The organism is Pseudoalteromonas sp. JC28 (assembly GCF_013319255.1).
Classification (GTDB): Bacteria; Pseudomonadota; Gammaproteobacteria; order Enterobacterales; family Alteromonadaceae; genus Pseudoalteromonas.
In genome coordinates, this window is the sequence record NZ_QOKX01000008.1 from 1 (window position 1) to 24,293 (window position 24,293).

General features: G+C 44.9%; 19 protein-coding genes and 2 rRNA genes. 9 read left to right on the plus strand and 12 right to left on the minus strand.

Features of this window, described 5'->3' with window-relative positions:
* Window positions 1-354: ribosomal RNA gene (locus DS891_RS17820) — 23S ribosomal RNA — on the plus strand; the annotation flags it as partial.
* A 167-nt stretch (window positions 355-521) separates the two neighbouring features.
* A 5S ribosomal RNA gene (gene rrf / locus DS891_RS17825) occupies window positions 522-635 on the plus strand.
* A gap of 633 nt (window positions 636-1,268) precedes the next feature.
* Here the strand turns inward: rrf and hemN are convergent.
* Both hemN and DS891_RS17835 read right to left on the minus strand, forming a co-directional pair.
* Window positions 1,269-2,639, minus strand: a complete 1,371-nt coding sequence (hemN, locus tag DS891_RS17830) for an oxygen-independent coproporphyrinogen III oxidase (protein ID WP_174170526.1) — start codon at window positions 2,637-2,639, stop codon at window positions 1,269-1,271.
* Between the two features lie 109 nt (window positions 2,640-2,748).
* A complete protein-coding gene (locus DS891_RS17835; RefSeq protein WP_174170527.1) occupies window positions 2,749-4,779 on the minus strand; it encodes a methyl-accepting chemotaxis protein in 2,031 nt (676 codons plus the stop codon).
* Window positions 4,780-4,906: 127 nt separating this feature from the next.
* Between DS891_RS17835 and DS891_RS17840 the strand changes: the two genes are divergently transcribed.
* Window positions 4,907-5,704: an NADP-binding protein gene (locus tag DS891_RS17840; protein ID WP_174170528.1), complete on the plus strand. Its 798-nt coding sequence runs from the start codon at window positions 4,907-4,909 to the stop codon at window positions 5,702-5,704.
* On the opposite strand, the gene hutH is transcribed toward DS891_RS17840, so the two are convergent.
* From hutH to hutC, 3 genes are all read right to left on the minus strand, one after another.
* Window positions 5,696-7,228, minus strand: coding sequence for a histidine ammonia-lyase (gene hutH, locus DS891_RS17845; RefSeq protein WP_174170529.1), 1,533 nt, complete (start codon window positions 7,226-7,228; stop codon window positions 5,696-5,698). The genes DS891_RS17840 and hutH overlap by 9 nt on opposite strands.
* 2 nt (window positions 7,229-7,230) lie before the next feature.
* Complete coding sequence (gene hutU, locus DS891_RS17850) at window positions 7,231-8,910, minus strand: urocanate hydratase (RefSeq protein ID WP_174170530.1); 1,680 nt, start codon at window positions 8,908-8,910, stop codon at window positions 7,231-7,233.
* Window positions 8,911-9,067: 157 nt separating this feature from the next.
* Window positions 9,068-9,829, minus strand: a complete 762-nt coding sequence (gene hutC / locus DS891_RS17855) for a histidine utilization repressor (RefSeq protein ID WP_017217272.1) — start codon at window positions 9,827-9,829, stop codon at window positions 9,068-9,070.
* 111 nt (window positions 9,830-9,940) lie between these two features.
* Between hutC and hutI the strand changes: the two genes are divergently transcribed.
* Together hutI and DS891_RS17865 are read left to right on the plus strand one after the other, a co-directional pair.
* Window positions 9,941-11,164, plus strand: coding sequence for an imidazolonepropionase (gene hutI, locus DS891_RS17860; protein ID WP_174170628.1), 1,224 nt, complete (start codon window positions 9,941-9,943; stop codon window positions 11,162-11,164).
* A 24-nt stretch (window positions 11,165-11,188) separates the two neighbouring features.
* Complete coding sequence (locus DS891_RS17865; protein WP_010607044.1) at window positions 11,189-12,973, plus strand: EAL domain-containing protein; 1,785 nt, start codon at window positions 11,189-11,191, stop codon at window positions 12,971-12,973.
* Window positions 12,974-13,016: 43 nt separating this feature from the next.
* On the opposite strand, the gene DS891_RS17870 is transcribed toward DS891_RS17865, so the two are convergent.
* Both DS891_RS17870 and rraA read right to left on the minus strand, forming a co-directional pair.
* Window positions 13,017-14,072: an arginase family protein gene (locus tag DS891_RS17870; protein ID WP_174170531.1), complete on the minus strand. Its 1,056-nt coding sequence runs from the start codon at window positions 14,070-14,072 to the stop codon at window positions 13,017-13,019.
* An 18-nt stretch (window positions 14,073-14,090) separates the two neighbouring features.
* Window positions 14,091-14,594 (minus strand): ribonuclease E activity regulator RraA, encoded by a 504-nt coding sequence (rraA, locus tag DS891_RS17875; RefSeq protein WP_010607046.1) that lies wholly within the window; start codon window positions 14,592-14,594, stop codon window positions 14,091-14,093.
* Window positions 14,595-14,752: 158 nt separating this feature from the next.
* Between rraA and DS891_RS17880 the strand changes: the two genes are divergently transcribed.
* From DS891_RS17880 to DS891_RS17895, 4 genes are all read left to right on the plus strand, one after another.
* Window positions 14,753-15,277: a phosphatase PAP2 family protein gene (locus tag DS891_RS17880; protein WP_010368944.1), complete on the plus strand. Its 525-nt coding sequence runs from the start codon at window positions 14,753-14,755 to the stop codon at window positions 15,275-15,277.
* Window positions 15,274-16,326, plus strand: coding sequence for an MJ1255/VC2487 family glycosyltransferase (locus DS891_RS17885; protein ID WP_010607047.1), 1,053 nt, complete (start codon window positions 15,274-15,276; stop codon window positions 16,324-16,326). The genes DS891_RS17880 and DS891_RS17885 overlap by 4 nt, the downstream gene beginning before the upstream one ends.
* A 105-nt stretch (window positions 16,327-16,431) precedes the next feature.
* Window positions 16,432-18,312, plus strand: coding sequence for a methyl-accepting chemotaxis protein (locus DS891_RS17890; protein ID WP_010607048.1), 1,881 nt, complete (start codon window positions 16,432-16,434; stop codon window positions 18,310-18,312).
* Window positions 18,313-18,603: 291 nt separating this feature from the next.
* Complete coding sequence (locus tag DS891_RS17895; RefSeq protein WP_010607049.1) at window positions 18,604-19,152, plus strand: hypothetical protein; 549 nt, start codon at window positions 18,604-18,606, stop codon at window positions 19,150-19,152.
* Between the two features lie 2 nt (window positions 19,153-19,154).
* Here DS891_RS17895 and DS891_RS17900 read toward each other — a convergent pair whose 3' ends face one another.
* The 5 genes from DS891_RS17900 to priA all read right to left on the minus strand — a co-directional run bounded on the left by DS891_RS17900 (window position 19,155) and on the right by priA (window position 24,223).
* Entirely contained in the window at window positions 19,155-19,529 is a 375-nt protein-coding gene (locus DS891_RS17900; protein ID WP_010607050.1) for a gamma-butyrobetaine hydroxylase-like domain-containing protein, read from the minus strand.
* A 49-nt stretch (window positions 19,530-19,578) separates the two neighbouring features.
* On the minus strand, window positions 19,579-20,907 hold the full coding sequence (gene hslU, locus DS891_RS17905; protein ID WP_010607051.1) for an HslU--HslV peptidase ATPase subunit: 1,329 nt from the start codon (window positions 20,905-20,907) through the stop codon (window positions 19,579-19,581).
* Between the two features lie 11 nt (window positions 20,908-20,918).
* Entirely contained in the window at window positions 20,919-21,437 is a 519-nt protein-coding gene (gene hslV / locus DS891_RS17910) for an ATP-dependent protease subunit HslV (RefSeq protein ID WP_010368932.1), read from the minus strand.
* Window positions 21,438-21,507: 70 nt separating this feature from the next.
* Window positions 21,508-22,038, minus strand: coding sequence for an SPOR domain-containing protein (locus DS891_RS17915; RefSeq protein WP_017217264.1), 531 nt, complete (start codon window positions 22,036-22,038; stop codon window positions 21,508-21,510).
* A 13-nt stretch (window positions 22,039-22,051) separates the two neighbouring features.
* The gene (gene priA, locus DS891_RS17920) at window positions 22,052-24,223 is read right to left on the minus strand and encodes a primosomal protein N' (protein WP_010607052.1); all 2,172 of its coding nucleotides are present in this window, start codon (window positions 24,221-24,223) and stop codon (window positions 22,052-22,054) included.
* Between the last annotated feature and the right edge of the window lie 70 nt (window positions 24,224-24,293).

Sequence of the window (24,293 nt, forward strand, 5' to 3'; positions counted from 1 at the left end):
CTGTTCGCCATTTAAAGTGGTACGCGAGCTGGGTTTAGAACGTCGTGAGACAGTTCGGTCCCTATCTGCCGTGGGCGTTTGAGAATTGAGAGGGGCTGCTCCTAGTACGAGAGGACCGGAGTGGACGAACCGCTGGTGTTCGGGTTGTGATGCCAATTGCATTGCCCGGTAGCTACGTTCGGAACTGATAACCGCTGAAAGCATCTAAGCGGGAAGCAGGCCTCGAGATGAGTTCTCACTTTGACTTAGRGTCAACTGAAGGGCCGTTGAAGACTACAACGTTGATAGGCGAGATGTGGAAGTGCTGTGAGGCATTAAGCTAACTCGTACTAATTACCCGWGAGGCTTAACCATACAACGCCAAAGTGGTTTACTAGAATTGTTCCAGACAATTCCTAGCATGACCTCCATCCATGGAGGCCTTAGCTAACAGAAGTTAATAGACTAAAGTAGACAAAAGAATTTAATAGCTTTTTCCRGATTTACATTGATGARGGAGACTTCATTGATGAACAGAATTTCCTGGTGACTATAGCGTTTTGGACCCACCTGACCCCATGCCGAACTCAGAAGTGAAACAAAACAGCGTCGATGATAGTGTGGATTACCCATGTGAAAGTAGAACATCGCCAGGGCCAAATAAGAGAAACCCGTTGCAGCAATGCGACGGGTTTTTTGCTGTCTGGGGTAAAGTACTTCCATGTAGCATCTCCCTTCGCGCGTCCTTGCGCTCACTTCCTCGAACTGCGAAGCGGTGCTTCGGTTTCTCGTCACCCAAACTCAGAAGTGAAACAAAACAGCCGAAGGGTCGGCCCCGGTCAATGATAGTGTGGATCACCCATGTGACTCTCTATTTAAAAAATGAGAACATCCTACTTCGTAGCGAGCCAGGGCCAAATAAGAGGTTGATGAAAAGCGTTCATCCATGAACTTCATCGACATTCGAACATCCATGTACATCAAAACCCGTTGCAGCAATGCGACGGGTTTTTTGCTGTTTGGGGTATAGAAAATCTCGCGAGGTAAACTCGCTCCTACCACAGTATAGGCACAGTGCAACATGGTGGGAGGTGGTTCACCCGCCGATGGCTTACAATGAAAGTTTCGGCTCAAAGATAATGTGGAACACCCATGTACATCAAAACCCGTTTCAACAATACGACGGTTTTTTCTGTTTGGGTATAGCTTTGGGGCATAGAAAGGCTCGCGAGGTGCACTCACTCCCACCATAAACACAGTATTGTGGGAGGTTTGAGAGGGTTAGGTGGTTAAATAACGCGAGAGAAGCGGGTGTTTTTGACTTGGTTTTGTAAGTAAGCATCAAAGCACATGCAGATGATGCGAATAAACAAATTGCCGTTACTTGTGACTTTTATGGTGTGTTCATTCAGCTCTACCAGTTCATCTGCTGCTAGCGGCTCTAGAGCGTTAAGTGCTTGAACGAAATATTCGTCAAAATTTATATCATAGCGTTGCTCGAACAGCTTTTTATCTAACTCAAAATGACAAATAAGCTGTTTGATCACAGCCGCGCGTATTTCATCATCACCACTTAAGGTTATCCCTTTAGTGATCGCACACCTTTTATCATTTAAAGCTTGATAATAAGGTTTTAACTCTTTTTCATTTTGCAAAATCATGTGACCAACTTGGGAAATGGATGACACACCAAGACCTAACAGGTCACACTCGCCATGAGTGGTATAGCCTTGAAAATTACGGTGTAGATGCCCTTCATTTTGCGCCATAGCCAGCTCATCGTCTTTTTTAGCGAAGTGATCCATACCGATGAATTGATACCCAGCGGTGGTCATCTGCTCCAGTGTTTGCTTAAAGATCTCAAGTTTTTCTCCCGCACTTGGCATGTCGGCTTCTTTTAGTTTTCGCTGTGCTGCAAATCTATCTGGAAGATGGGCATAGTTAAATACAGAGACTCTATCGGGAGAAAGCGCGATAAGTTGCTCAATCGTTTGCTTGTAGCTCTCTACTGTTTGAAATGGTAGCCCATAGATCATATCCATATTAATAGATTTAAAACCGAGCGTTCTCGCTTCAGTTAAGGTAGCCAGCACTTCATCTAGATGCTGTGGGCGGTTTACCGCAGCTTGTACTTCATCATTAAAATCTTGTACGCCAAAAGACACACGATTAAATCCGAGCTCGTGTAGGTGACGCATCATATTTGGTGCAAGTGATCTTGGGTCTATTTCAATACCACGCTGTGCACTTTGAGAGAAGTTAAATGCACTATTGAGCATTTCGATTAGACGTGTTATTTGCTCTGTAGTTAAGAAAGTTGGTGTACCACCGCCTAAATGAAGTTGTTCTACACGATACTCAGAAAATAGCGGCGCTTTTGCTGCGATTTCTTGTGCTAAGTAATCTAGGTAAACGTCAGCTTTGGATTGATGACGAGTAATGATTTTATTACAGCCACAGTAGTAACATAGTTGATGACAAAAAGGGATATGAATATACAGCGAGAGTGAACGAGATTTAGAGCCCGTAATAGCCGCTTGTAACTCTTTTTGGCTATAACCAGACTCAAGCGATAAGGCCGTTGGATATGAGGTATATCTAGGACCAGATATATTGTACTTGTTGATAAGGGAATCATTCCAAATAGGTAAATTAATCACGATACGCACTCTCGAGTTTTATTAAGAGTGTCAGTGTACTTTTTACCGTCTAGGTTAGATTTGCCTCAGATCAAAACACGCCGCGATTGCGACGTGTTTTGGTGTTTGATTAAAGCTTAAATTGGTTGACTGTTGAGTTCAGCGCCTTGGCTAAGTCGTTCAAGTCACGGGCTTCATCTGCCAGTACATTGGCGTGGTTGGCCGTGCTATTAACGAGCTCATTAATTTGGTTAAGACTATTGTTAATATCTTCTGCAACAACGGTTTGCTGCTCTGTTGATGTCGCAATTTGATGACTTTGGTCTTGTACTGTCGTGACCGACTCTGTGATTTCTTTCAAGGCATCAAGCACGGCTTGCGTTTCCTCTACGGTCCCCTCTGCGCGGTCTTGACCTTGCTGCATCATCACTGAAGCTTGTTGGGCGATTTGCTGTAAACGAGAGATCATATTACGAATGTCATCGGTAGACTCTTGCGTGCGGCTTGCAAGCGATCTGACTTCATCAGCAACCACCGCAAAGCCTCGACCTTGCTCGCCTGCTCTGGCGGCTTCTATGGCGGCATTGAGTGCCAGTAAGTTCGTTTGTTCAGCAATACCGTTAATCACATCGATAACGGCACCTATGTTACTGGTTTCTTGTTCAAGTCCGGCAACCACTTTTGCAGCCTCGCCAATATGAAGTGCAAGTTCAGTCATGACTTCTTGGGCTTGTGATGAACGTCCTGCACCTTCATTGGTAATACGTTGCACGACATCAGCGGCTTGGTTGGTCTCTTGTGCATTACGTGATATTTCAGTCACAGTGGCTGCCATCTCGGTCACAGCGGCGCTTACGCTATCGACCTGTTCTTTTTCGCGCTGAATTTCGCTGTTAGTATTGTTTGACACTTCACGCAATTGGGCGGAAGCATTACTTAATTGCTCAGCTTGTGCTGCGGTATCGAGCATCATTGCTCTAAGTTTATCGATGAAGGTATTCATATGCAGCGCGAGTTGACCAACTTCATCTTTACTGGTGATATCGATACGTCTAGTTAGGTCGCCTTCACCTGATGCGATGTCTCGCATGGTTTCGGTAAGCGCTACAATCGGTTTGGTGATCATTTGCGTGGCGAGCAAGATCATTGCCACGATAATGGCTAAGATAATAATCAAGGCTGTGATTGTGCTCATTACGGCGTCATTTACAGGCGCTTCGATCAGCGACACCGGAATAAGTAGGCCAACGTGCCAATCCAATAGGGGGTTGTCTAATTTCACATTGTCATAAACAACATAATACGCTTCCCCTTTGAACGTGACTGTACTATTGCCAACGGGGTTACGCTTGATAGCGGCATTTAGAGCGTCAAAGCCTGATGTATTGGAAAACTGGGATTCAAGGCCATCTAAACCTTCTTTGCCTTTCTCGCCTTCATCTGTGGTAGAGAGTGAATGACCAGTACGCTTGGATAAATGCACAACATTTAAATCACCATCGAGCAAAAAGCCAAAACCTTTATCTTGAAACTTGATACGTTCAACCATATCGTTCAATTTATTGATCTGTAAGTCGACGCCACCCATGGCGACGAGTTTGCCGCCGTTATTGTAGATAGGTTGACGGATCACAGCAGACACTGCACCGGTATTGATATCGGTTGCAATTGGACCAACATACAATTTACCTACATCCAGCGTATCCTGCCACCATGGGCGCTGATAGGCGTAGTAAGGTCGACCATCCGAATATGCTGATGTACGATCATTTTCTTTAAAATATTCACCGGTGTTTGCTGAGGCAATAAAGGCTGAGAGAATATTTTCATCACCTTTGGCGATTCTAACTAAGTCTTCATTGACCTCTTGATAGTCTTTATCTTTAGTCAGATCGGCGCCACGGGTATTATAATTTTCAAACCAATGAATGTTGTGAGGCGTAGAAACAAAGGTTTCAACTACTTTACCGTATTGGCCAAAGAATGCTTCCATCGCCAATTTTTCGGCTTGAATATAGCTTTGCGTTTCTCGTTCAATTCCATCTCGAGAGAGCGTTGCAATATGGCTGACGAAAAAGCTTGATGCAATAATTAATAATACGGAAATGGTGCCGCCAATTAGCAGCAATATTTTCTTTCTAAGGGATAAATTCTCAAGCATGACACTTCTTATTTTTAGCTTATGCAAACGGTAATCAAACCATAGATAACAGGAGAACGCCACCGTTTGCGTTAACTTCTTTTACATAGATAATACAAGGTAACTTCCTAGTTAAGGTAATATTCATATGAAAGTATTAAATCGCAGTCTGGTGGTACTGGGCGCGGGTTGGCTCGGTGAAGCGTTGTGTCGCGAAGCTGAGTTGCAAGGGTGGCAAATAGAAGGCACCAGAACCCAAGCTAGCGAGATGCATAGCTGGTCAAGGCAGCTGGTCTTGACTGAAAATGGCACCTTAGCGCACTCAATTTCTTTACACAACGCGTATTGGGTGTGTGCGATCCCACCAAGAGCGAGGCATGTCGATAGTAACTATTTAGAAACGTTAGAACAGGCATTGTTACTTGCAAAGAAGATGTCAGCAGCAGGTTTCTTATTGTGTTCGACCACTGGCGTTTATAGCACCGAAAATGGTGAATATGATGAACAAGGTAAGTTAGCGGATAAAGCCAACCAGCGTGTTGATATACTAAGAACTGCTGAAGAGATGGTGCTTAACGCAGGCGGTAAAGTGGTGCGCTTAGCAGGTCTTCAAGGTCCCGGTAGGGAGCCTGGGCGATTTGTAGCAGGAAAAGCCTTGTCTAGCTCAGCGAATGGTAGAGTGAATATGGTTCATCGCGGTGATGTTGTTGCTGCAATCAATACCGTGATCGCGCAGTGGCAGGATGCTGCAGACATTTATAATGTTTGTTATCCAGCACACCCCACGAGACAGGCGTTTTATCAATATCACTGTGAAAAGTTAGGGACTGAGATGCCAAGTTTCGCTTCGTCAAAAGAAGAAGCGCGCATTATCAAAGCCGAGCGTATTACCGAACTCGGCTTTGCCTATCATCATCCGATTGTTAATGAATCTGAGTTAGGCTGAAGGTAAGAGTTGTGCTGGTAGCAAGTGCGCCAGTGCAGCTTGACCCAATAATGCATTAGCACTTTCAATATCGGGTGCAAAATACCTATCTTTGTCATAAAAGCTCACGACTGCTCGTAATATTTGCTGAGCAGTAGCCACTTTGTCAGATGGCTTAAGTGGCGCTCTAAAATCTAACCCCTGCGCTGCAGCAAGATATTCAACTGCGAGTACACCTTGGGTGTTGTCAGCCATTTCCTGTAAGCGTCTTGCCGCAAAGGTTGCCATGGAAACATGGTCTTCTTGGTTTGCCGAGGTTGGGAGGCTGTCAACACTGCCAGGATGTGCGAGTGTTTTGTTTTCAGAGGCCAGTGCCGCAGCAGTGACTTGCGCAATCATAAAGCCCGAGTTTACACCGCCATTGTTAACTAAGAAGGGAGGCAGTTTTGATAAGCTCGAATCAATAAGCAGTGCGATACGACGTTCAGCCAATGCACCAATTTCAGCAATGGCTAGCGCTAGGTTATCAGCCGCCATCGCGATAGGTTCTGCATGGAAGTTGCCGCCAGAAATAATATCTCCAGCATCAGCAAATACCAGCGGGTTATCTGTTACCCCATTGGATTCTACAAGGATCACCTCAGCGGCCTGGCGGATCTGAGTTAAACAGGCACCAAGCACCTGTGGTTGACAACGTAAGCAATAAGGATCTTGTACTTTTTCACAATCAACATGAGCATCACTTATTTCTGAGCGAGTTTGTAAGATATCTCTAAATGCCAGTGCAGTGTCGATTTGGCCTTGCTGACCACGAACTTCATGAATACGCGCATCAAACGGCGAGCGGCTGCCCATAGCCGCTTCAATGCTCATGGAACCAACGACACAGCTTTGCGCATAAAGATCTTCAGCTCTGAAAAGACCTTGCAGTGCAAAGGCTGTAGATGCTTGTGTACCGTTAAGTAGTGCGAGACCTTCTTTTGCAGCTAAAGTAAGTGGTTCAAGTCCTGCTATTTTTAACCCATCGATGGCATCGATAAGTTCACCACGATAGCGAACCTGACCTTCGCCAAGGATCGGTAAACACATATGCGATAGTGGTGCAAGATCGCCTGATGCCCCGACTGAGCCTTTCTTGGGCACACAAGGATAGACTTCGGCATTAACCAAGGCCGCTAAGAATTCAATTACATCCAAGCGGATCCCAGAGAAACCACGAGAGAGTGAGTTGATTTTTAGTACCATCATGAGTCGAACGGTGCTATCGTCCATTAACTCGCCAATACCGGCTGCGTGCGACAGTACAATAGAGCGTTGTAGCAACTCTAATTCGTCTTTTGCAATTTTGGTGTTGGCCAGCAAGCCAAAACCCGTATTAATGCCGTAAACGGTGCGCCCTTCTTTGATTACTTGCTGAACTGTGTCTGCACTGTTAGCAATAGCGGCTTTCGCTGATTCGTCTAAGCTGAGATGAACAGGCTGTTGATTGATTTGTCGTAACGTGTTTAAAGTCAGTTGGCCTGGGATTAAATTTAGTGAGTACATACTTACTTTCCTTCCAGCATAGGTAAATCTAGTTTTTGTTCTTTTGCACAGTCTTTGGCTATGTCATAACCGGCATCGGCATGACGCATTACACCGGTACCTGGGTCATTCCATAGTACACGAGATAAACGGGCGTCTGCTTCGTCTGTGCCATCTGCCACAATAACGACTCCCGAATGTTGACTGAAACCCATACCAACACCACCGCCGTGATGCAGCGAGACCCAAGTTGCACCGCCAGCCGTGTTTAACAAGGCATTGAGTAACGGCCAGTCTGATACTGCATCTGAACCATCCATCATCGATTCCGTTTCACGGTTTGGACTGGCTACAGAGCCAGAATCTAAGTGATCACGACCAATCACAATCGGTGCTTTGAGTTCTCCATTTTTGACCATTTCGTTGAATGCTCGTGCTAAACGCGCTCTGTCCTTCAGTCCAACCCAGCAAATACGAGCAGGCAGGCCTTGGAATTGAATGCGCTCGCGCGCCATGTCTAACCAATTGTGAAGGTGTGGGTCGTCTGGGATAAGCTCTTTAACTTTCGCGTCTGTTTTATAAATATCTTCAGGATCGCCAGACAGCGCAACCCAACGAAATGGACCTATGCCTTGGCAAAACAGTGGACGAATATAGGCAGGAACAAAGCCCGGGAAATCAAAGGCGTTATCAACCCCTTCTTCTAGGGCCATTTGGCGAATGTTATTCCCGTAGTCAGTTGTCGCAGCCCCGCGCGATTGCAGCGTTAGCATGGCTTGTACTTGCACTGCCATAGATTGTTTTGCGGCTTTTACAACTGCTTGTGGATCGCTTTCGCGAAGCGCGGCTGCCTCAGCCATAGTCCATGTTTGCGGTAAGTAGCCGTTTAGTGGGTCGTGCGCAGAAGTTTGATCGGTCACTACGTCAGGCGTGATATTGCGCTCAACCAATTCAGCATACACATCCGCGGCATTGCCCAGCAGGCCAACCGATACTGGTTGTCCAGCAGCCTTAGCTTCATCAATAATAGCTAATGCATCATCAAGTGTGGTTGCCTTTCGGTCCACATAACGTGTGTTAAGACGAAAATCGATTCGTGACTCATCACACTCAACAACGAGGGCGCTAAAGCCTGCCATTGTTGCCGCGAGTGGTTGTGCGCCGCCCATCCCGCCAAGGCCACCCGTTAAGATCCACTTGCCTTTCGCCTCACCATTAAAGTGTTGCTTTGCCATTGCTACAAAGGTCTCGTATGTGCCTTGCACTATGCCTTGTGAGCCAATATAGATCCAAGAACCAGCGGTCATCTGGCCGTACATCATCAGGCCTTTCTTATCGAGTTCGTTGAAGTGATCCCAGTTAGCCCAATGTGGTACTAAATTTGAGTTAGCAATTAAGACGCGAGGAGCATTGCTATGAGTTTTGAATACCCCGACAGGTTTACCTGATTGCACCAGTAAAGTTTCGTCTTCTTCTAAGCGGTCTAACGTTTCGACGATTTTATCGAAGCATGCCCAGTCGCGAGCGGCGCGGCCAATACCGCCATAAACTACTAGTGCATTTGGGTGCTCAGCAACTTCAGGGTCAAGGTTATTCATCAACATTCGCTTTGCCGCTTCAGTAAGCCAGTTCTTTGCGGTAATGTCTGCACCTCGTGGCGCGCGGATCTCGCGGCTAGGGTCTAATCTTGGGTTGTCACTCATTCTGCTCTCTCCTGTTGTATATACAACCTAAGTGAAACGTCTAGTTGCTGCGATTGCTTAGTTTCACTAGGTTGTTAGTCTATTTGTATTGCATGACAACCGAGGCTGCCATGTCGTTTTGATTTATCTGCCGCGATATTTGGCGACACTTTATGTGTTACGACCTTTGCTTAAAGGTGAGATGACCACCTAAGCGATATTTACTGCCTGGCGAAATTAATCTCGCGAAGCTAACAATGCCCTTTGCAGACCAAGTTCGGCGGATCATTTGTAAGCATGGTTCTTCATTATAAAGCCCAAGCCACTGGCAAACCTCTGGTGATGGCATAACTGCTTCAACGGTGTGTCTAGCCTCAGTGAGTGGCGCGACTTGAGATAAATATTCATGAGGGGTAGTCAGTTCAAAGTTTTGGTCTAAATACTCCGGTGCCAACTGTGGATTGACAAAGCGCTCTTCGACTTGCAGTGGTTGTTCATTTTCATTATGCACAATTACGCTTCTATAAACTGGTGCGTCCGCTTCTACACCTAGTGCAATGGCGATAGGTGCTACTGCTGCAATAAGTTCAAGCGTTAGTACGGTGCATGAGTATTTGCCATTGCGTGCGTTGACCTCGTCGGCAATATTGCGGATCTCAAGTAACGAAGACTGAGATTTAAAACTGGCAACAAAAGTACCTAGACCTTGGCTACGAGTTAAAATTCCGGCTTCAGTTAGCTCGCTTAGTGCTCGTCTTGCGGTCATTCGGCTAACATTAAATTGGTCAGCTAACTCATTTTCCGACGGCACGCGCTCGTTTTCGAGCCAGCGCGCGGCGCGAATATTATCGATAATATATTGTTTTATCAGCGCAAATTTAGGAAGCTCAGGCACAGTTGTTGTCTCGAGTTCATATTTATGTAAATAAAGATGGCACACTTCTCTTGTATATACAAGTATCCCTGATAGACTCAATGGATAAATCTCGCAGTGAGCGAGTTTCTTTTAATGTGTTGGCATATGGATTTGATTTAGATTAGGACAAGTATGATGTTAGAAGCCGATTTGCTTATTATCGATGTCAATATTGCAACTATGGATCCCAATTTGGATACCCCTTATGGTGCGATAGAAAACGCAGCGATCGCTATTAAAGATGGCAAAATTAATTGGTTAGGCCCTCGTAGTGAACTACCTGAGGTTGACGCCATAGCAACCCCTATTCATAAAGCCAATGGCCAATGGTTGACCCCAGGGTTAATCGACTGCCACACGCATATTTTATTTGCAGGTTCTCGGGCCAACGAATTTGAGCAACGATTACTGGGGGCGTCATATCAACAGATTGCCGCGCAAGGTGGTGGTATCGCAAGTACCGTTAAGGCGACACGATTAGCAGACAGAGAAACGCTGTATGTTAACGGTAAGAACCGCTTGAATAGTTTACTCAAAGAAGGGGTTACCACGGTTGAAAGTAAATCGGGTTACGGCCTAGACGTTGAAAATGAGCTAAAGCTGCTAGAAATTAATCAACTACTTAATGAGCATCACCCGATTGATGTGCATAGCACGTTCTTGGGCGCGCATGCATTACCCCCAGAGTACAAAGACAATAGCCAAGCCTACATTGATTTAGTCTGTGATGAGATGCTGCCACAAGTTGCTTCGCGCCAATTAGCAACGGCTGTTGATGTATTTTGTGAGAACGTCGGATTTACCTATCAGCAAACTGAGCAAGTATTTACTCGAGCACAACAGTTGGGATTACAGGTTAAATGTCATGCTGAGCAGCTATCTAATCAACATGGCAGCGAGCTGGTGGCAAAGTTTAAAGGGCTTTCAGCGGATCATATTGAATATCTTGATGAAGCTGGTGTGGAAGCGATGGCGAAAGGGGATGTGACTGCGGTACTTTTACCCGGCGCTTTTTATTTCTTACGAGAAACGCAATTACCACCAATTGACTTGCTCAGAAAGCATAAAGTAGCAATGGCACTCGCGAGCGACTTCAATCCAGGTACTGCGCCTTTGTGCTCACTGCGATTAATGCTAAATATGGCATGCACATTATTTAGAATGACACCGGAAGAAGCGCTTAGCGGTGTTACGGTTAATGCTGCGAAAGCCTTGGGGTTGAACGACCGTGGAGTATTGAAAGTTGGAACGCGCGCGGACTTAGCGTTATGGGACATTACCCATCCTGCACAGTTAAGTTATCAATTTGGTGTAGCGGACCTGTCAAATTTGTGGATCTTAGGTAAACTTAATCAGTAATGATCCTTTTATAAGCAACAAATTATGCTTTCAATTTCAACAGCTAGTGGCGGAGCCACGGAATTATTGCTGTCTGAAGGAATAGCGATACTAATTACGCCAATGATGGCTGGCATGGCCGGAGCCATTGTAATGGGGGCGTTAGCATTAATGTTGCAGCGCCCCTCTGGTATGCTCAAGCTGGCTCACCTTAGCAGTGCAACACTTGCAATACTGCTCGCCTTTACGGGCAATATCACTACATTACATTTACTTACTCTGACGATACTCCTGTATCTATTCCATGGCTTACAGGAGCACAAAAGTGGCTTATTGTTGATAAGTGCTGCTGCGATAATCACTTTAGTAATGTGGACTGTGTCTGAATATCTATGGACATTTCCTGCCCAGCATGGCGCAATTGTCATTGTGTTTATGTATATTCTTTTCCTTGCCTATCAAGCGTATAGCAGCGCAAATGAATTTGAATTGAAAGAACACAATGATGACCACACCGAGCATGAAAGTTTGGGGTTACCTGGTCGGCAAAGTTTTAAACGTGCTTTTAATGAATATCGCCAAACGGAAGGGAGCCCTTGTATGCTCGTGCTAGTCCGTCTCATGGGTTTCGAGCAGGTAAATTTTCATTTAGGGCGTGAGTTTGGTGACTTGCTGCTAGCTCAGTCGGCTAATCGTATTGCACAATGTTTGCAATCAGGCGATGTTATGGCCATCACTCATGGCAATGAAACTGCGAAAATGGCGCATCTAGGTGGTCTTAACTTTGCGTTTGTATGTTCGTTAAAGCATGGTAAGCACTTTCATGAGCAGCTGATAGAGGAAATATCAAACAGCACTTTAAAGCCATTCAATGTTGGTAGCTGTACGTTAGAGATCATGATGCGTGCGAGTTATGTAAATTGCGATGAAGAAATGGGGCAGCTTGAGAACCTGATTTCTTGCGTGTTTTTAGCGCTAGATACACAATCAGAAGCGCATCAGCATAGCCATCAACAGGTCGTGCCGTATCAACAACGTATGCAAATTCATCGGCTGGAGCAACAGGTTAGGTTGTCGGAGTTAGCTAAAATCAACTTTAGATCTGAATTTGAGCTCTATTTTCATCCAGTCGTTCGTCATGAAGATAACAGCATTGAGTTTGTTGAATTACTGTTGCGTTGGCAGCATCCAAAGCAAGGGATTTTAAGTGCCAATGAGTTTATTGATGATATTCGTTTAGTTGGACTTGCCATTCCCGTTGCTGAATATGTATTAGAGCGTGCATGCGAAATTGCATTGGCACTGAAAATGGAAGGGATCAGCGTTCCCATCAGTATTAATGTCTTTGGTGCTGAGCTCTTGAGCGAAAGCTTTATCGAGTTTATTGACTACACTATGCTCAACCATCAGTTAAGCCCTGGCGCTATCATTATCGAGTGTCCAGCTAGTATGCTTGCCGAACTAGATGAGCAAGAAATTGCGATGATCAGTCGTTTGAAGAACTTGGGTGTAAAAATGTGTGTCGATAGCTTTGGTGATGCGCCGCTGGTACTTGCTAAATTACCCGCACTGCGTTTTGAGTACGTGAAACTGTCGCGCAATATGACGCAAGAACCAGAGCATATGGGGCATACCAAATCCTTGGTAAAAGGCATTGTAGAGATGCATCAAGAAAAGCACTGTCGCGTGATTGGCGAGGGTATTGAATCTCTCGGGCAACTCGAGTTTGTAAAAAGCATTGGCACGGTGGCAGCGCAAGGGTTTTACTTTTCTCGACCACAGAACAGCAATATTTTGATCAGTTGGCTGAAACAAAGGCTACCTCAATAACTAGGAGCGCCTTACCTTTACATTGGTTTGGCTGTGACAGTGTTTAGCGCCTCTGTTGACGGGTACTTAAATAAGCGTTCGCAAGGTTCGTTAGTATTTGGCCACAATGTTCGATACCCGCCTGCTCACCAAGTGGGTGTCTAGCAGGGGCTGCTTCACATAAGTGCAAATATTTAGCATGTCGAGCCTGAGCCATACGGTACACAAAATATTCGGCATCGCTACTTGTGAAGCCTTGATAGGTCAGGGCACTTGCAGGCATACCGACGATGGCATCAACGTCTAACTCTACGCCTAATGGAATGTCGCTTGGCATCGTTGCCAACGCTTTGTCGAGTGATGCGGATAAACTCTGAGTTTGCCTGGTTTTTATCGCTTGATAACTTGAAAATCCGAATCCAGCGTTTTGCAATTGAGTAAGGATTGTTTGGTTGTTTTTGTGCTCGTGCAAGCCGATGACATGATAATGCGACAAACTACCAGCTTGATGCGCGTAACTGAAGCCATTACCGCTATGTCGCCCTTCACAAGCTCGAAAGTCAGCATGAGGGTCAAAGTTGATGGCACCAGCGGCATGCTTGCTGGCCTCAAAATGTGCCTGCAAAATACCAAAAGCATTATTGTGACCACCACCAATGATAATTGGCTCCAAGCCTGCAGCAAAGATAGGTGCTAGGGTTGCAATAACTTGGTTGTCGAGGTCAGCACAGAGAGTGCGTAGCTGCGCTAGCTGTTCGCTATTAGCGTTATCGAGCGATAGTGCACGCGTTTGAATAGCGAGGGTATCCACCTCGCCTAGCAACAAAACCTTATCGCCTGACAAAAACTGGTTATCGGGCTGATTCAAAAAGCGTTTTAAGAAGGCTTGCCAACCGAGCTCGGCGCCGCCTTGCCCGCAATTGGCGCGCGGACCTATATCCTCGGGGATCCCCAACAACACGTAACGGATCCCAAATTGGGCCGCGTCTCTAAGCGAAGCCGCGTAGTCATGATCACATTGTAAAAAGCTTATGCTTTGCCAAATTCTGGTTTCACCGGCTCTTGCACTGACAAAAGTGGCAATATTACTTTCATCATATATACGGACTGCTGTACTCATGACTGTTACTTCTAGCGCTTAATTGTCTTCGTTATCATCTTCTAAAATTAACTCTTCCGCAGAGATGATAATGCCGGTGGAGTCGGCGTAAACAAAATCATCTTCGTAAAAAGAGACACCTGCGAAATTAACGGGAATGCCGACTTCGCCGCTGCCACTGCTATCTGCTGCTACTGGGATAGAAGCGATTGCTTGAATGCCAATATCGCTTTCTTCTAATTCATCAACATGGCGCACCGCGCCGTAAACGATGATGCCTTGCCAGTTGTTCTCGACCGCCAGCTCAGCTAAATCAATATCAACCAGTGCACGACGAGTTGAACCACCACCATCAACGAGCAGCACACGACCAGTACCGTCTTGTTGTAGTACATCTTGGATCTGCTCATTGTTTTCAAAACATTTGACGGTAGTGATACGACCACTAAATGACGTCTGGCCGCCAAAATTGATGAACATAGGCTCTAGCACATCAACCACATCAGCAAAGTGGTCGCAAAGATCAGAAGTGCTGTATTCCATATTGAATCCTCGAATATTGATTGTCGATAACCAGTATACTCTCATACTTGTGCTTAGCAATGCTTTGATTCAACTTACATATTTGTGTCTTAAAAGTGTCACCTATTTGTTATTTTGCTCTTCTATGCTGATATTGTGAGCAATTAGGCGTGACTCGAATGATGAAAGCAAAACTAGCCGAGCTGGACGCTGCATTATACTTTGTGGTGTTTTGCCCTAAACCAAGAAACTGGTTTAGATTGATAGCATTAGGTCTATCCAAAAGTGGCAACGGTGGACTCTATGTGTTGGTCGCAATTGCGTGCGCTCTGTTTTTGGAGCAGCTAGGTCAGCAATTTGCACTCACCGTGATTTTGGCCTTTGCAATTGAAAGGCCGCTTTACTTCTATCTAAAAAATCGTTTTGCACGATTACGACCATGTGACTGCTACGCAGTGAAAGCCTTGTTGACGCCGAGTGATAAGTTTAGTCTGCCCTCGGGGCATAGTGCTGGCGCTTGGCTATATGCGACTTGCTTGATGGAGCAAATTCCACTAGCTGCGTTTCCGTTGATGATTTGGGCTTCAGGAGTGTCATTGTCACGCGTAATTGTAGGGGTACATTATCCACTTGATGTGGTGCTTGGTGCGGCAATGGGTGTTGCCTGTGCAAGTTTAGCGATAGTGATATTAGGAAGCGTATGAAAATACTATATGGTGTTCAAGGAACGGGAAATGGCCATACGACTCGAGCTCGGGTAATGGCAAATTGCTTTCGCAACATGGGAATTTCTGTTGACTACTTTTTTTCTGGACGTCCTTCGGAAAACTATTTCGATATGCATGATTTTGGTGATTATCGCAGTTGCCGAGGGTTGTCATTCGTTACCGAACGTGGCCAGTTAAATCGTTTAAAAACTTTTCAGTCGCTCAAGTTTGGTGAGTTTATTCGCGACGTTAGAAAATTAGATGTATCAGGTTATGACTTGATCTTTAACGACTTTGAGCCTGTCAGTGCGTGGGCAGGAAAGCTGGCAAAGGTTCCGGTGATAGCGATGAGTCATCAAGCGTCATATTTATATGATGCTGTTCCACAATTTGCCGTACAGCCTTGGCACAAAGCCCTGATCCGGTATTTTGCACCAGCTGATATTCATCTTGGGGTGCACTGGCAACCGTTTGATAAGCATATTATTCCGCCTTTTATTCCTTACGAGGCTGAGCAGGAGCAATGTGCATCGATAATTAACAAAGTTTTGGTTTATCTGCCGTTTGAAGCTTTGGATAGCATTATTGAGTTGTTAAAAGATTTCCCTGATAAGGAGTTTTACTGCTATCACCCGGATGCTGACAATGCTTCTTTGCAACATATTCACCTAAGAAAACCGAGTCGTTCTGGGTTTATTCAGGACTTAAGAAATACCAGTGGTGTGATTGCAAATGCCGGGTTTGAGCTTTCTAGTGAAGCATTAAAACTCGGTAAAAAACTGCTACTTAAACCATTAGATGGTCAATTTGAACAGCAGAATAATGCACAGACGCTAGCCGAACTCGGTCATGCCCAAGTGATGAATTATCTCAATGCTGGGGCGCTGGAAGAATGGCTGCGAACAGACGCGAAGGCATCGTTTTATTTTCCATCCGATCCTAGCTTGCTAGTGGAGTGGTTGATAGGAGGTCAATGGCACAATATTGATTTATTGCACAATCAACTTTGGAACGGTGTTAATAATTTGTATGTAAAAGCGGCGTAAATATATTAATTTGTAATATGAACCCAGAATAATTACCTATTATGAGGCAAGGCTGAAAGGCTTCAGCTATACTTTAGCCAGTCTATTAACATTGTAGGTAAGCCGATGGCGGTATTAGAAAATCTGACTATCAGACGTCGTTTGCAAGTGAATGCATTAGTGGTAGGGATTGCCTTGGTTGTTATGTTAATTATGATCATGTACGAAGCTCGTACTATGCTGAAATTGAATGAAACCATTCAATATGCAGAAGAGCTCGACATTCATGAATTAGCAATGCGCAAACACGAGAAAAATTTCCTTTTTTACAAGCAGGTAGATTCACTCGATGAGTTTGAAAACGAGTATCGTGAGCTGCAAACTAAGCTCGCTTTGTTGCAAGGTACTTTTTCTGATTTTGATATCGATTTAGGTCGGATCAACGAATTTGAACGCTTAGCAAAAAGTTATTACGATGACTTTCAAAAAGTGGTGCAATTACAAAAAACAATTGGCTTGCATCCAAAGGATGCTCTTTACGGTGAGCTTCGTGGTGCGGTACACGAGGTAGAAACACTACTAAAAGAGCAGCAGAATTATCAACTCCTTTCAACCATGCTGCAGCTTCGTCGAGCCGAAAAAGACTTTATGTTACGTTTTGATACCAAATATCTTAAGCGTTTTGACGAGCTAGTTGCACAGTTTTCTCAGGAAATTCGTAGTGCTGGGTTTAACGCTCAATATCAATCTAAGCTACTTAGTTTATTGAGCACCTATCAATCCAAATTTGCGGGTTTAGTTCGAGCACAAGAAGCACTTGGCTTAGATTTAACGAGCGGTGCGCTTGGCAAGATGAAAGTGAGTGTTGAGAAAAGTGATGCGCTGGTCTCTGAAGTCGTGGAGCAGGCAAAGGCAGAGATCAAAGAAAACGTTGATAAAACTCAGATGCTTGCCATCGGTGTATTTGTTGTGGCTGGTATTATCGTGATGACTTTGGTGTTATCGACTAGTCGCTCAATTATTCAGCCCGTAGAGCGCGTTTATCAAACCATTGAGCGCATTCGTCGTGAAAATAATTTAAGTCTACAAATTGAACAAAGCGGTAATGACGAAATCACGATTATGACCCGTGATTTTAATAGCTTAATTTCTGACTTCAGAGATCTCATTGCTGATGTGAATGGAGCGTTGGCAACTATTAATGAAGCCACGGATCATTTAACGGAGACAACAGCCCAAACGAGTACTGGTATGGCTGAGCAGTTGCACGAAGCGGATATGGTTGCAACCGCTGCGACCGAGATGCAAGCGACGATCCAAGACATTTCTCATAATACGGGTGAAGCTGCGCATAAAGCCGAGACAACGAATGAAAATGCGCAACAAGGTCGCCGTGAGGTCACAGCAACAATTGAGCACATCATGCAGTTATCGGAATCGTTAGGTGGTGCTTCAAGTGTTGTTGCTCAGTTAGAGCGTGACGGTGAAACTATTGGCTCGGTATTGGATGTGATCCGTGGTATTGCAGAGCAAACAAACTTACTTGCGCTAAACGCTGCTATTGAAGCTGCACGTGCGGGAGAGCAAGGTCGAGGTTTTGCTGTTGTAGCGGATGAAGTTAGGTCACTTGCGCAGCGTACTCAAGACTCCACGCAAGAAATCGAAAGTATCATTTCTACACTGCAACAGCGTACACGAGAAGTGGTGAACATCATGGAACAATGTCGTGAACAAGGCAATGAAAGTGTGTCGCAAGCCGAAAAGGCTGGGGAGTTGCTCAGCATGATCACCCAAGATGTGCAAACGATTATGGAAATGAGCACGCATATCGCGACGGCAATTGATGAACAAAACCAAGTTGCTTCAGAAGTGAATAAAAACGTGGTTAAGATCAGAGACATTGCGCAAGGTGCCTCAGAGCATGCTCGCTCTAATGCGCAAAGTAGTGAAGAAGTCGCAGAGCAAGCGCGCGTATTACACGAAGCCGTGGCTAAGTATCAGGTATAAACACCAATTCAACCTGAGGTTCTTAATGTCAAAGCCCCACTTAATTTATAGTGGGGTTTTTTATTAAACCTGAGGCTCGGATAAGAAATGAGCTTGCTTATTATTTTTAAGGTTCAGGTTGATTGTCATTTTGAATATTGAGAAGCGTATTGCATTTAAGGTGACTCTATTCAACATCGTGAGTAATATGTACTGTTGTAGAAATTTTCCGGATCGTCTTAGGTAGGGGTTTGCATCTTTAAAAGGTATGTTTTATAAAGAGAAAATCACATGTTGAAAAGGAATATTTAAATGAAACTCTCCACACGTAATTCTTGTATCCGGGGGCTATTTTTACTTTTGGCTATGGGAAACTTTTCTGTTCAAGCTTCGATGTTATGTCGAGATAGCTTCGATACTGTACGCAATAACATGACTAATATGAATTATAAAAGCTTTGATCAAACACCTAACTCTGGGTGGCGAGTACTGTATAATCAGGGTTGTTATTTAGAAGCTGCAATGCTCATTGAGCAATATAAAACCATGACTGGAGAGCAGCAAGCAAGTTTGCAATGGCATTTATTTCAGAATTATGCTATGGCGGGAAAGCGAGAACAGGCGATAGAGGTTGGAGAGGCACTTCTGCTCTCTGCGAAGAATAATCCTGCCGAGTTCCTTTGGGTAGAGTATATAGCCGCGAGTGTTGCGTTTTTAAAAGAAGATCGAGTGACACTAATGAAGATGCGTAACAAGCTAGCGGCACAAGCTGATTTCTTCCCTAATAAGATGAATTTAAAGGTTTTAGATAGCTTGGTCGATAATGTCAAATCTTCGTATCAGGCTGCTTATCAACAGTAAATTTAAGGCACAAACTTGATAGGTACGCTGTCCTTTTGGGTTTTATACTCTTCTACAGCGTTTACATATTCCTGCCATAGCACATCGTGTTGTGTAGCTATAGTGTATAAGTATTGCCAGCTGTAGAGCCCTGAGTCGTGGCCATCATCAAAAACAAAGCGTGCAGCATAGTGACCAACGGGTTCAATTTTCTTTATGGCGACATTCTGTTTGTTTAGCACGAGTTGCTTTTGCGCCGGACTATGCCCTTGCACTTCGGCGGATGGTGAATGTGTTCGTAAGAATTCGGCACTTAGCGTAAAACAGCGGCCGTCCTCAAAATAAACATCGAGTACTTTACTGAGCGTATGATAATGAAGTTTGGTGACTTGATACATAATTGGTATAACTCAAAAAGCGGAGCAAGGCTCCGCTTTTTATTTTAATTTACAGAATGAAGCGGCTTAAATCTTCATCCTGAACAAGCATGTCTAAATGCTGTTCAACGTAGGCGGCATCAATCGTCAAGGTATCACCAGCCTTTTCACTGGCATCGAATGAAATCTCTTCCATCAGCTTTTCCATCACAGTGTGAAGGCGACGCGCACCGATGTTTTCAGTTTTCTCGTTGACCTGATATGCAGCTTCAGCCAGTTTAGTGATAGCGTCATCGGTAAAGTCGATAGTGACGTCTTCTGTTTTCAGTAGCGCTTGTTGCTGCTCTGTAAGAGATGCATTTGGCTCAGTTAGAATACGTTTGAAATCACCCGCAGTTAGTGCTTCTAGTTCAACGCGAATAGGTAAACGACCTTGTAGTTCAGGGATTAAATCCGACGGCTTGGCCATTTGGAACGCACCTGACGCGATAAATAAAATGTGGTCGGTTTTTACCATGCCGTGTTTAGTATTAACGGTTGAACCTTCGATAAGTGGTAGTAAGTCGCGTTGTACACCTTCACGGCTAACATCTGGGCCAGAAGATTCTCCGCGCTTACAAATTTTATCGATTTCATCAATAAACACGATACCGTTTTGTTCAACTGACTCAATAGCTTGCTCTTTAAGCTCTTCTGGATTAACAAGCTTTGCAGCTTCTTCTTCAATCAATAGCTTAAGTGCTTCTTTAATTTTCAGCTTACGGTTCTTTTTCTTGTCACCCGACATGTTTTGGAACATGCTCTGTAGCTGGCTGGTCATTTCTTCCATACCAGGAGGTGACATGATCTCAACATGAGGCGCCGTTTCTGCGATGTCGATCTCAATTTCTTTGTCGTCTAACTGACCTTCACGTAGTTTCTTACGAAATACTTGACGTGTTGACGAATTTTCATTTGGCTGAGACTCACCCCAAGCGTCTTTTGCTGGTGGCAAAAGTGCATCTAAAATACGCTCTTCGGCGGCTTCTTCAGCGCGGAATTTGAATTTCTTGGTTTGCTGTTCACGTGTTAGTTTAAAAGAAACTTCGACTAGATCGCGGATGATGGTTTCAACTTCTTTACCAACATAACCCACTTCGGTGAACTTAGTCGCTTCTACTTTGATAAATGGTGCGTTAGCAAGCTTTGCTAGACGGCGGGCAATTTCAGTTTTACCTACACCCGTTGGGCCGATCATCAAAATATTCTTGGGTGTAACTTCTGCACGCAGCTCTTCATCAAGCTGCATACGACGCCAACGGTTGCGCAGTGCAATCGCGACGGCTTTTTTGGCTTTGTCCTGACCGATAATATGTTGATCAAGCTCGTGCACAATCTCTCTTGGAGTCATAGCTGTCATGACGAGTCCTATTACAATTCTTCGATAGTTTGGAAATTATTGGTAAATACGCAGATATCGCCGGCGATCTTCAGGCTCTTTTCCACGATTTCTTTCGCACTTAAGTCTGTATTTTCAAGTAGTGCGGTTGCAGCCGCCTGTGCGAAGTTACCACCACTGCCGATAGCAATAAGATCATGCTCTGGCTGCACCACGTCGCCGTTACCTGTGATGATAAGCGAGGCGGTTTCATCGGCTACCGCAAGTAGGGCTTCAAGCCTTCTTAATGCTCTGTCGGTACGCCAGTCTTTTGCCATTTCTACGGCTGCTTTAGTGAGATGGCCTTGGTGCATCTCTAGCTTTGCTTCAAAGCGTTCAAATAATGTAAATGCATCAGCTGTACCGCCAGCGAAACCTGCCAGTACTTTACCATTGTATAGACGACGTACTTTACGTGCGTTGCCTTTCATAACTGTGTTACCAAGCGAAACTTGGCCATCACCGCCGATAACCACTTTGTCATCGCGACGAACACTAACGATGGTAGTCATAGTAATCCTTATCTGGGCCTGTGCCCGTGTAACTCTAGATTAGTAGGAAATATGGGTGGACTTATAAAAATCAAGTCCAGCCCCAAATCCCGCAGCCAAATATCCCAACGCGTTGTAATTTGTTTTTATCGCTTTCTGCTAAACGCTTGGTATCGTAGGGGCCAAGACGGACACGATACCAGACACCGTTACTCCCTTCGGTACGACGGATCTCCGCGATTAATCCAGCAAACGCAACTTTGGCTTTCATGGCTTCGGCTTGGCTATGGGTTCTAAATGAACCACACTGCATTTGATAGGGACCTTTGCTCTCGATCTCTTTAACTTCGACCTTGATTTCATGATTTTTAATTTCTTCAATGAACTCAGGTGGGCGAGGCTTTGGTTTAATAACCTTTTGCTCGGCAACTGGGTGTGGGTTTTTGGCTTGCTCTACTTCTTTAGGATCGGCATTGGTTTTTATAAACCAAAGACCGTAGGCAAACCCTCCGATTAGTAGAAATGCAAAAATAGCAGCAATAACAGGAAATTTCGCCGATTTTTCTGGCTTGTCTTTCCCCTTGCCTTTAGGTTTCTTATTGATGTAATCGTGCTGTGCCATAGGTTATTTGATTTTAATAGCTATCCATTGGATCAACATCTATGCTCCAGCGTACTCGATTGGCAGACTCATGCGTAGCGATATAGCGCGCAAGTTGCGAAAGGTAGTCCCGCAGCACAGTGCGTTGTTGTGCGTGTATGTGTAATTGATATCTGAACTTTCCAGCTATTCGTTCAAGTGGTGCTGGAATTGGACCCAGCAATTGTATACCAGGATAGGGGGTAGCAGGAACCAAATCCGACAAAAAGCGCAATACTGTATTTATATTTGTTGCCTCGGCGCGGATGATAGCTAAGTGTGCGAAGGGGGGAAGCATAGCTTCTTCACGCTCTTGTAAGGCATATCGCGCGAAGTCGCCATAACCATTATTAATTAAATCTTGCAATAATGGATGTTCTGGAAAATGCGTTTGCAATAACACGGTTCCCGCTTCACCGGCACGTCCGGCTCGTCCAGCAACTTGCGTAATGAGCTGTGCCATTTGCTCGGTTGCTCTAAAGTCACAAGAGTAAAGTCCTGAGTCCACATCCAAGATAATCACAAGGCTGACATCGGCAAAGTGGTGGCCCTTGGCAAGCATTTGAGTGCCGACCAGAATTCGCGCGCCACCTTGATTAATTTCTTCAAGGGCGCTTTCAAGGCTGCCCTTACGGCGCGTAGAATCTCGGTCAATGCGAGTAACGGGAATATCAGTGAAGCGTTCGCTTAAAAAGCCTTCGAGTTGTTCTGTACCAAGCCCTGTGGGCATGATTTGGGTGCTGCCGCAATCTGGACACTGTCTCGGTACAAAGTCCTGTTCACCACAATGATGGCATACCAAGCGGTTCATGTTTTTATGGTACGTGGCGCTGGTAGAGCAATGTTTACAGGTATTAAGCCATCCGCATTCGTGACACATCAATGTTGGTGCAAAGCCCCGACGATTTAGAAACACCATAACTTGCTTACCACGAGCGAGTGTTTTTTCCATCCAATGTAAACTCATTGGTGAAAACCCGCCTTGTTCTGGCTGACCTTTCATGTCGACAAGGTGAAATTGGTTGTCGTGCTGGGTCTGCGCTCGTTTACTCAGTGTGACGAGTTGATATTTGTTGGTAATGGCTTTGTGTAATGTTTCTAATGCCGGTGTTGCGGTTCCCAAAAGCAAAGGGCAGTGTGCCTGATGCGCTCGAAATGCAGCGAGATCTCTGGCGTGATAGCGCAGGCCTTCTTGCTGTTTAAACGAGTTGTCGTGCTCTTCGTCAACGATGATCATGCCGAGATTTTGAAATGGCAAAAAAATGGCCGAGCGAGTACCGATAACCAAAGCGCTCAGACCCTTTTCGGCGCGACGCCAAGTATGTAGGCGCTCGTTATCGGTTAGATTTGAGTGCCATAAATCAATGGGCAGGTTATTAAAGCGCTTCTTAAAGCGGTTGACTGTTTGCGGTGTGAGTCCAATTTCAGGCACTAAGATCAGTGCTTGTTTACCCGCTTTTATTATGTTTTCAAGGCTCTGTAAGTAGACTTCGGTTTTACCACTTCCCGTTACACCTTCGATTAAAAAGGTACGGTAACCGACTTGTGCATTGACGGCGCTGCAAATAGTCGCTTGCTGGTCGTTTAGGCGTGGCTTTTCGCCTAGCTGTAATTCGTTTTGCGACCAATCACTATCATGCTCAATAGATTGTGAGATAAGCGCTTTTTCTTCTAATGCTTTAATTGTTTGGCTAGCAAATCCGAGCGCTTTGAGTTCACTTAATTTTATTGCACCACCTTCATATAATTGAGAAAGCAGCGCTTGTTGCTTTTTGGCTCGCAGTGTTGGTAGTTTCTGCCCTTTTTCCGTTAATCTGACGATAGGGATCTGAGTTTTGTCTGGGCTTCCACCATCTCTGAGTACTGCCGGTAGTGCTGTGAATAAGGTATCGCCAATTGGATGACAGTAATACTGGGAGACAAAGTGTAAAAAGCTAAGTTGTGCTTGATTAAAGACAGGATGCTCGTCCAACACCTCAATAATTTGCTTGAGTTTTTCTTTTGGTACATCGGTGTCGTCTTTTTTAGCAAGCGCAATCGCTGTGCAGCGACGGTTGGCAAAATTGACGGTGACTCTCATTCCTGCTTCAACTTGCATGGTTGGTGCTAGCAAATAGTCGAATGTTCGGTGCAGTGGCAGCTTTAAAGCTACTTCAAGAATGAGCATGTATTACAATTCCATAAAGTGAGCGCAGTGACGAAGTATATACCTAAGGTGGTACGAATTGAAAACTTAC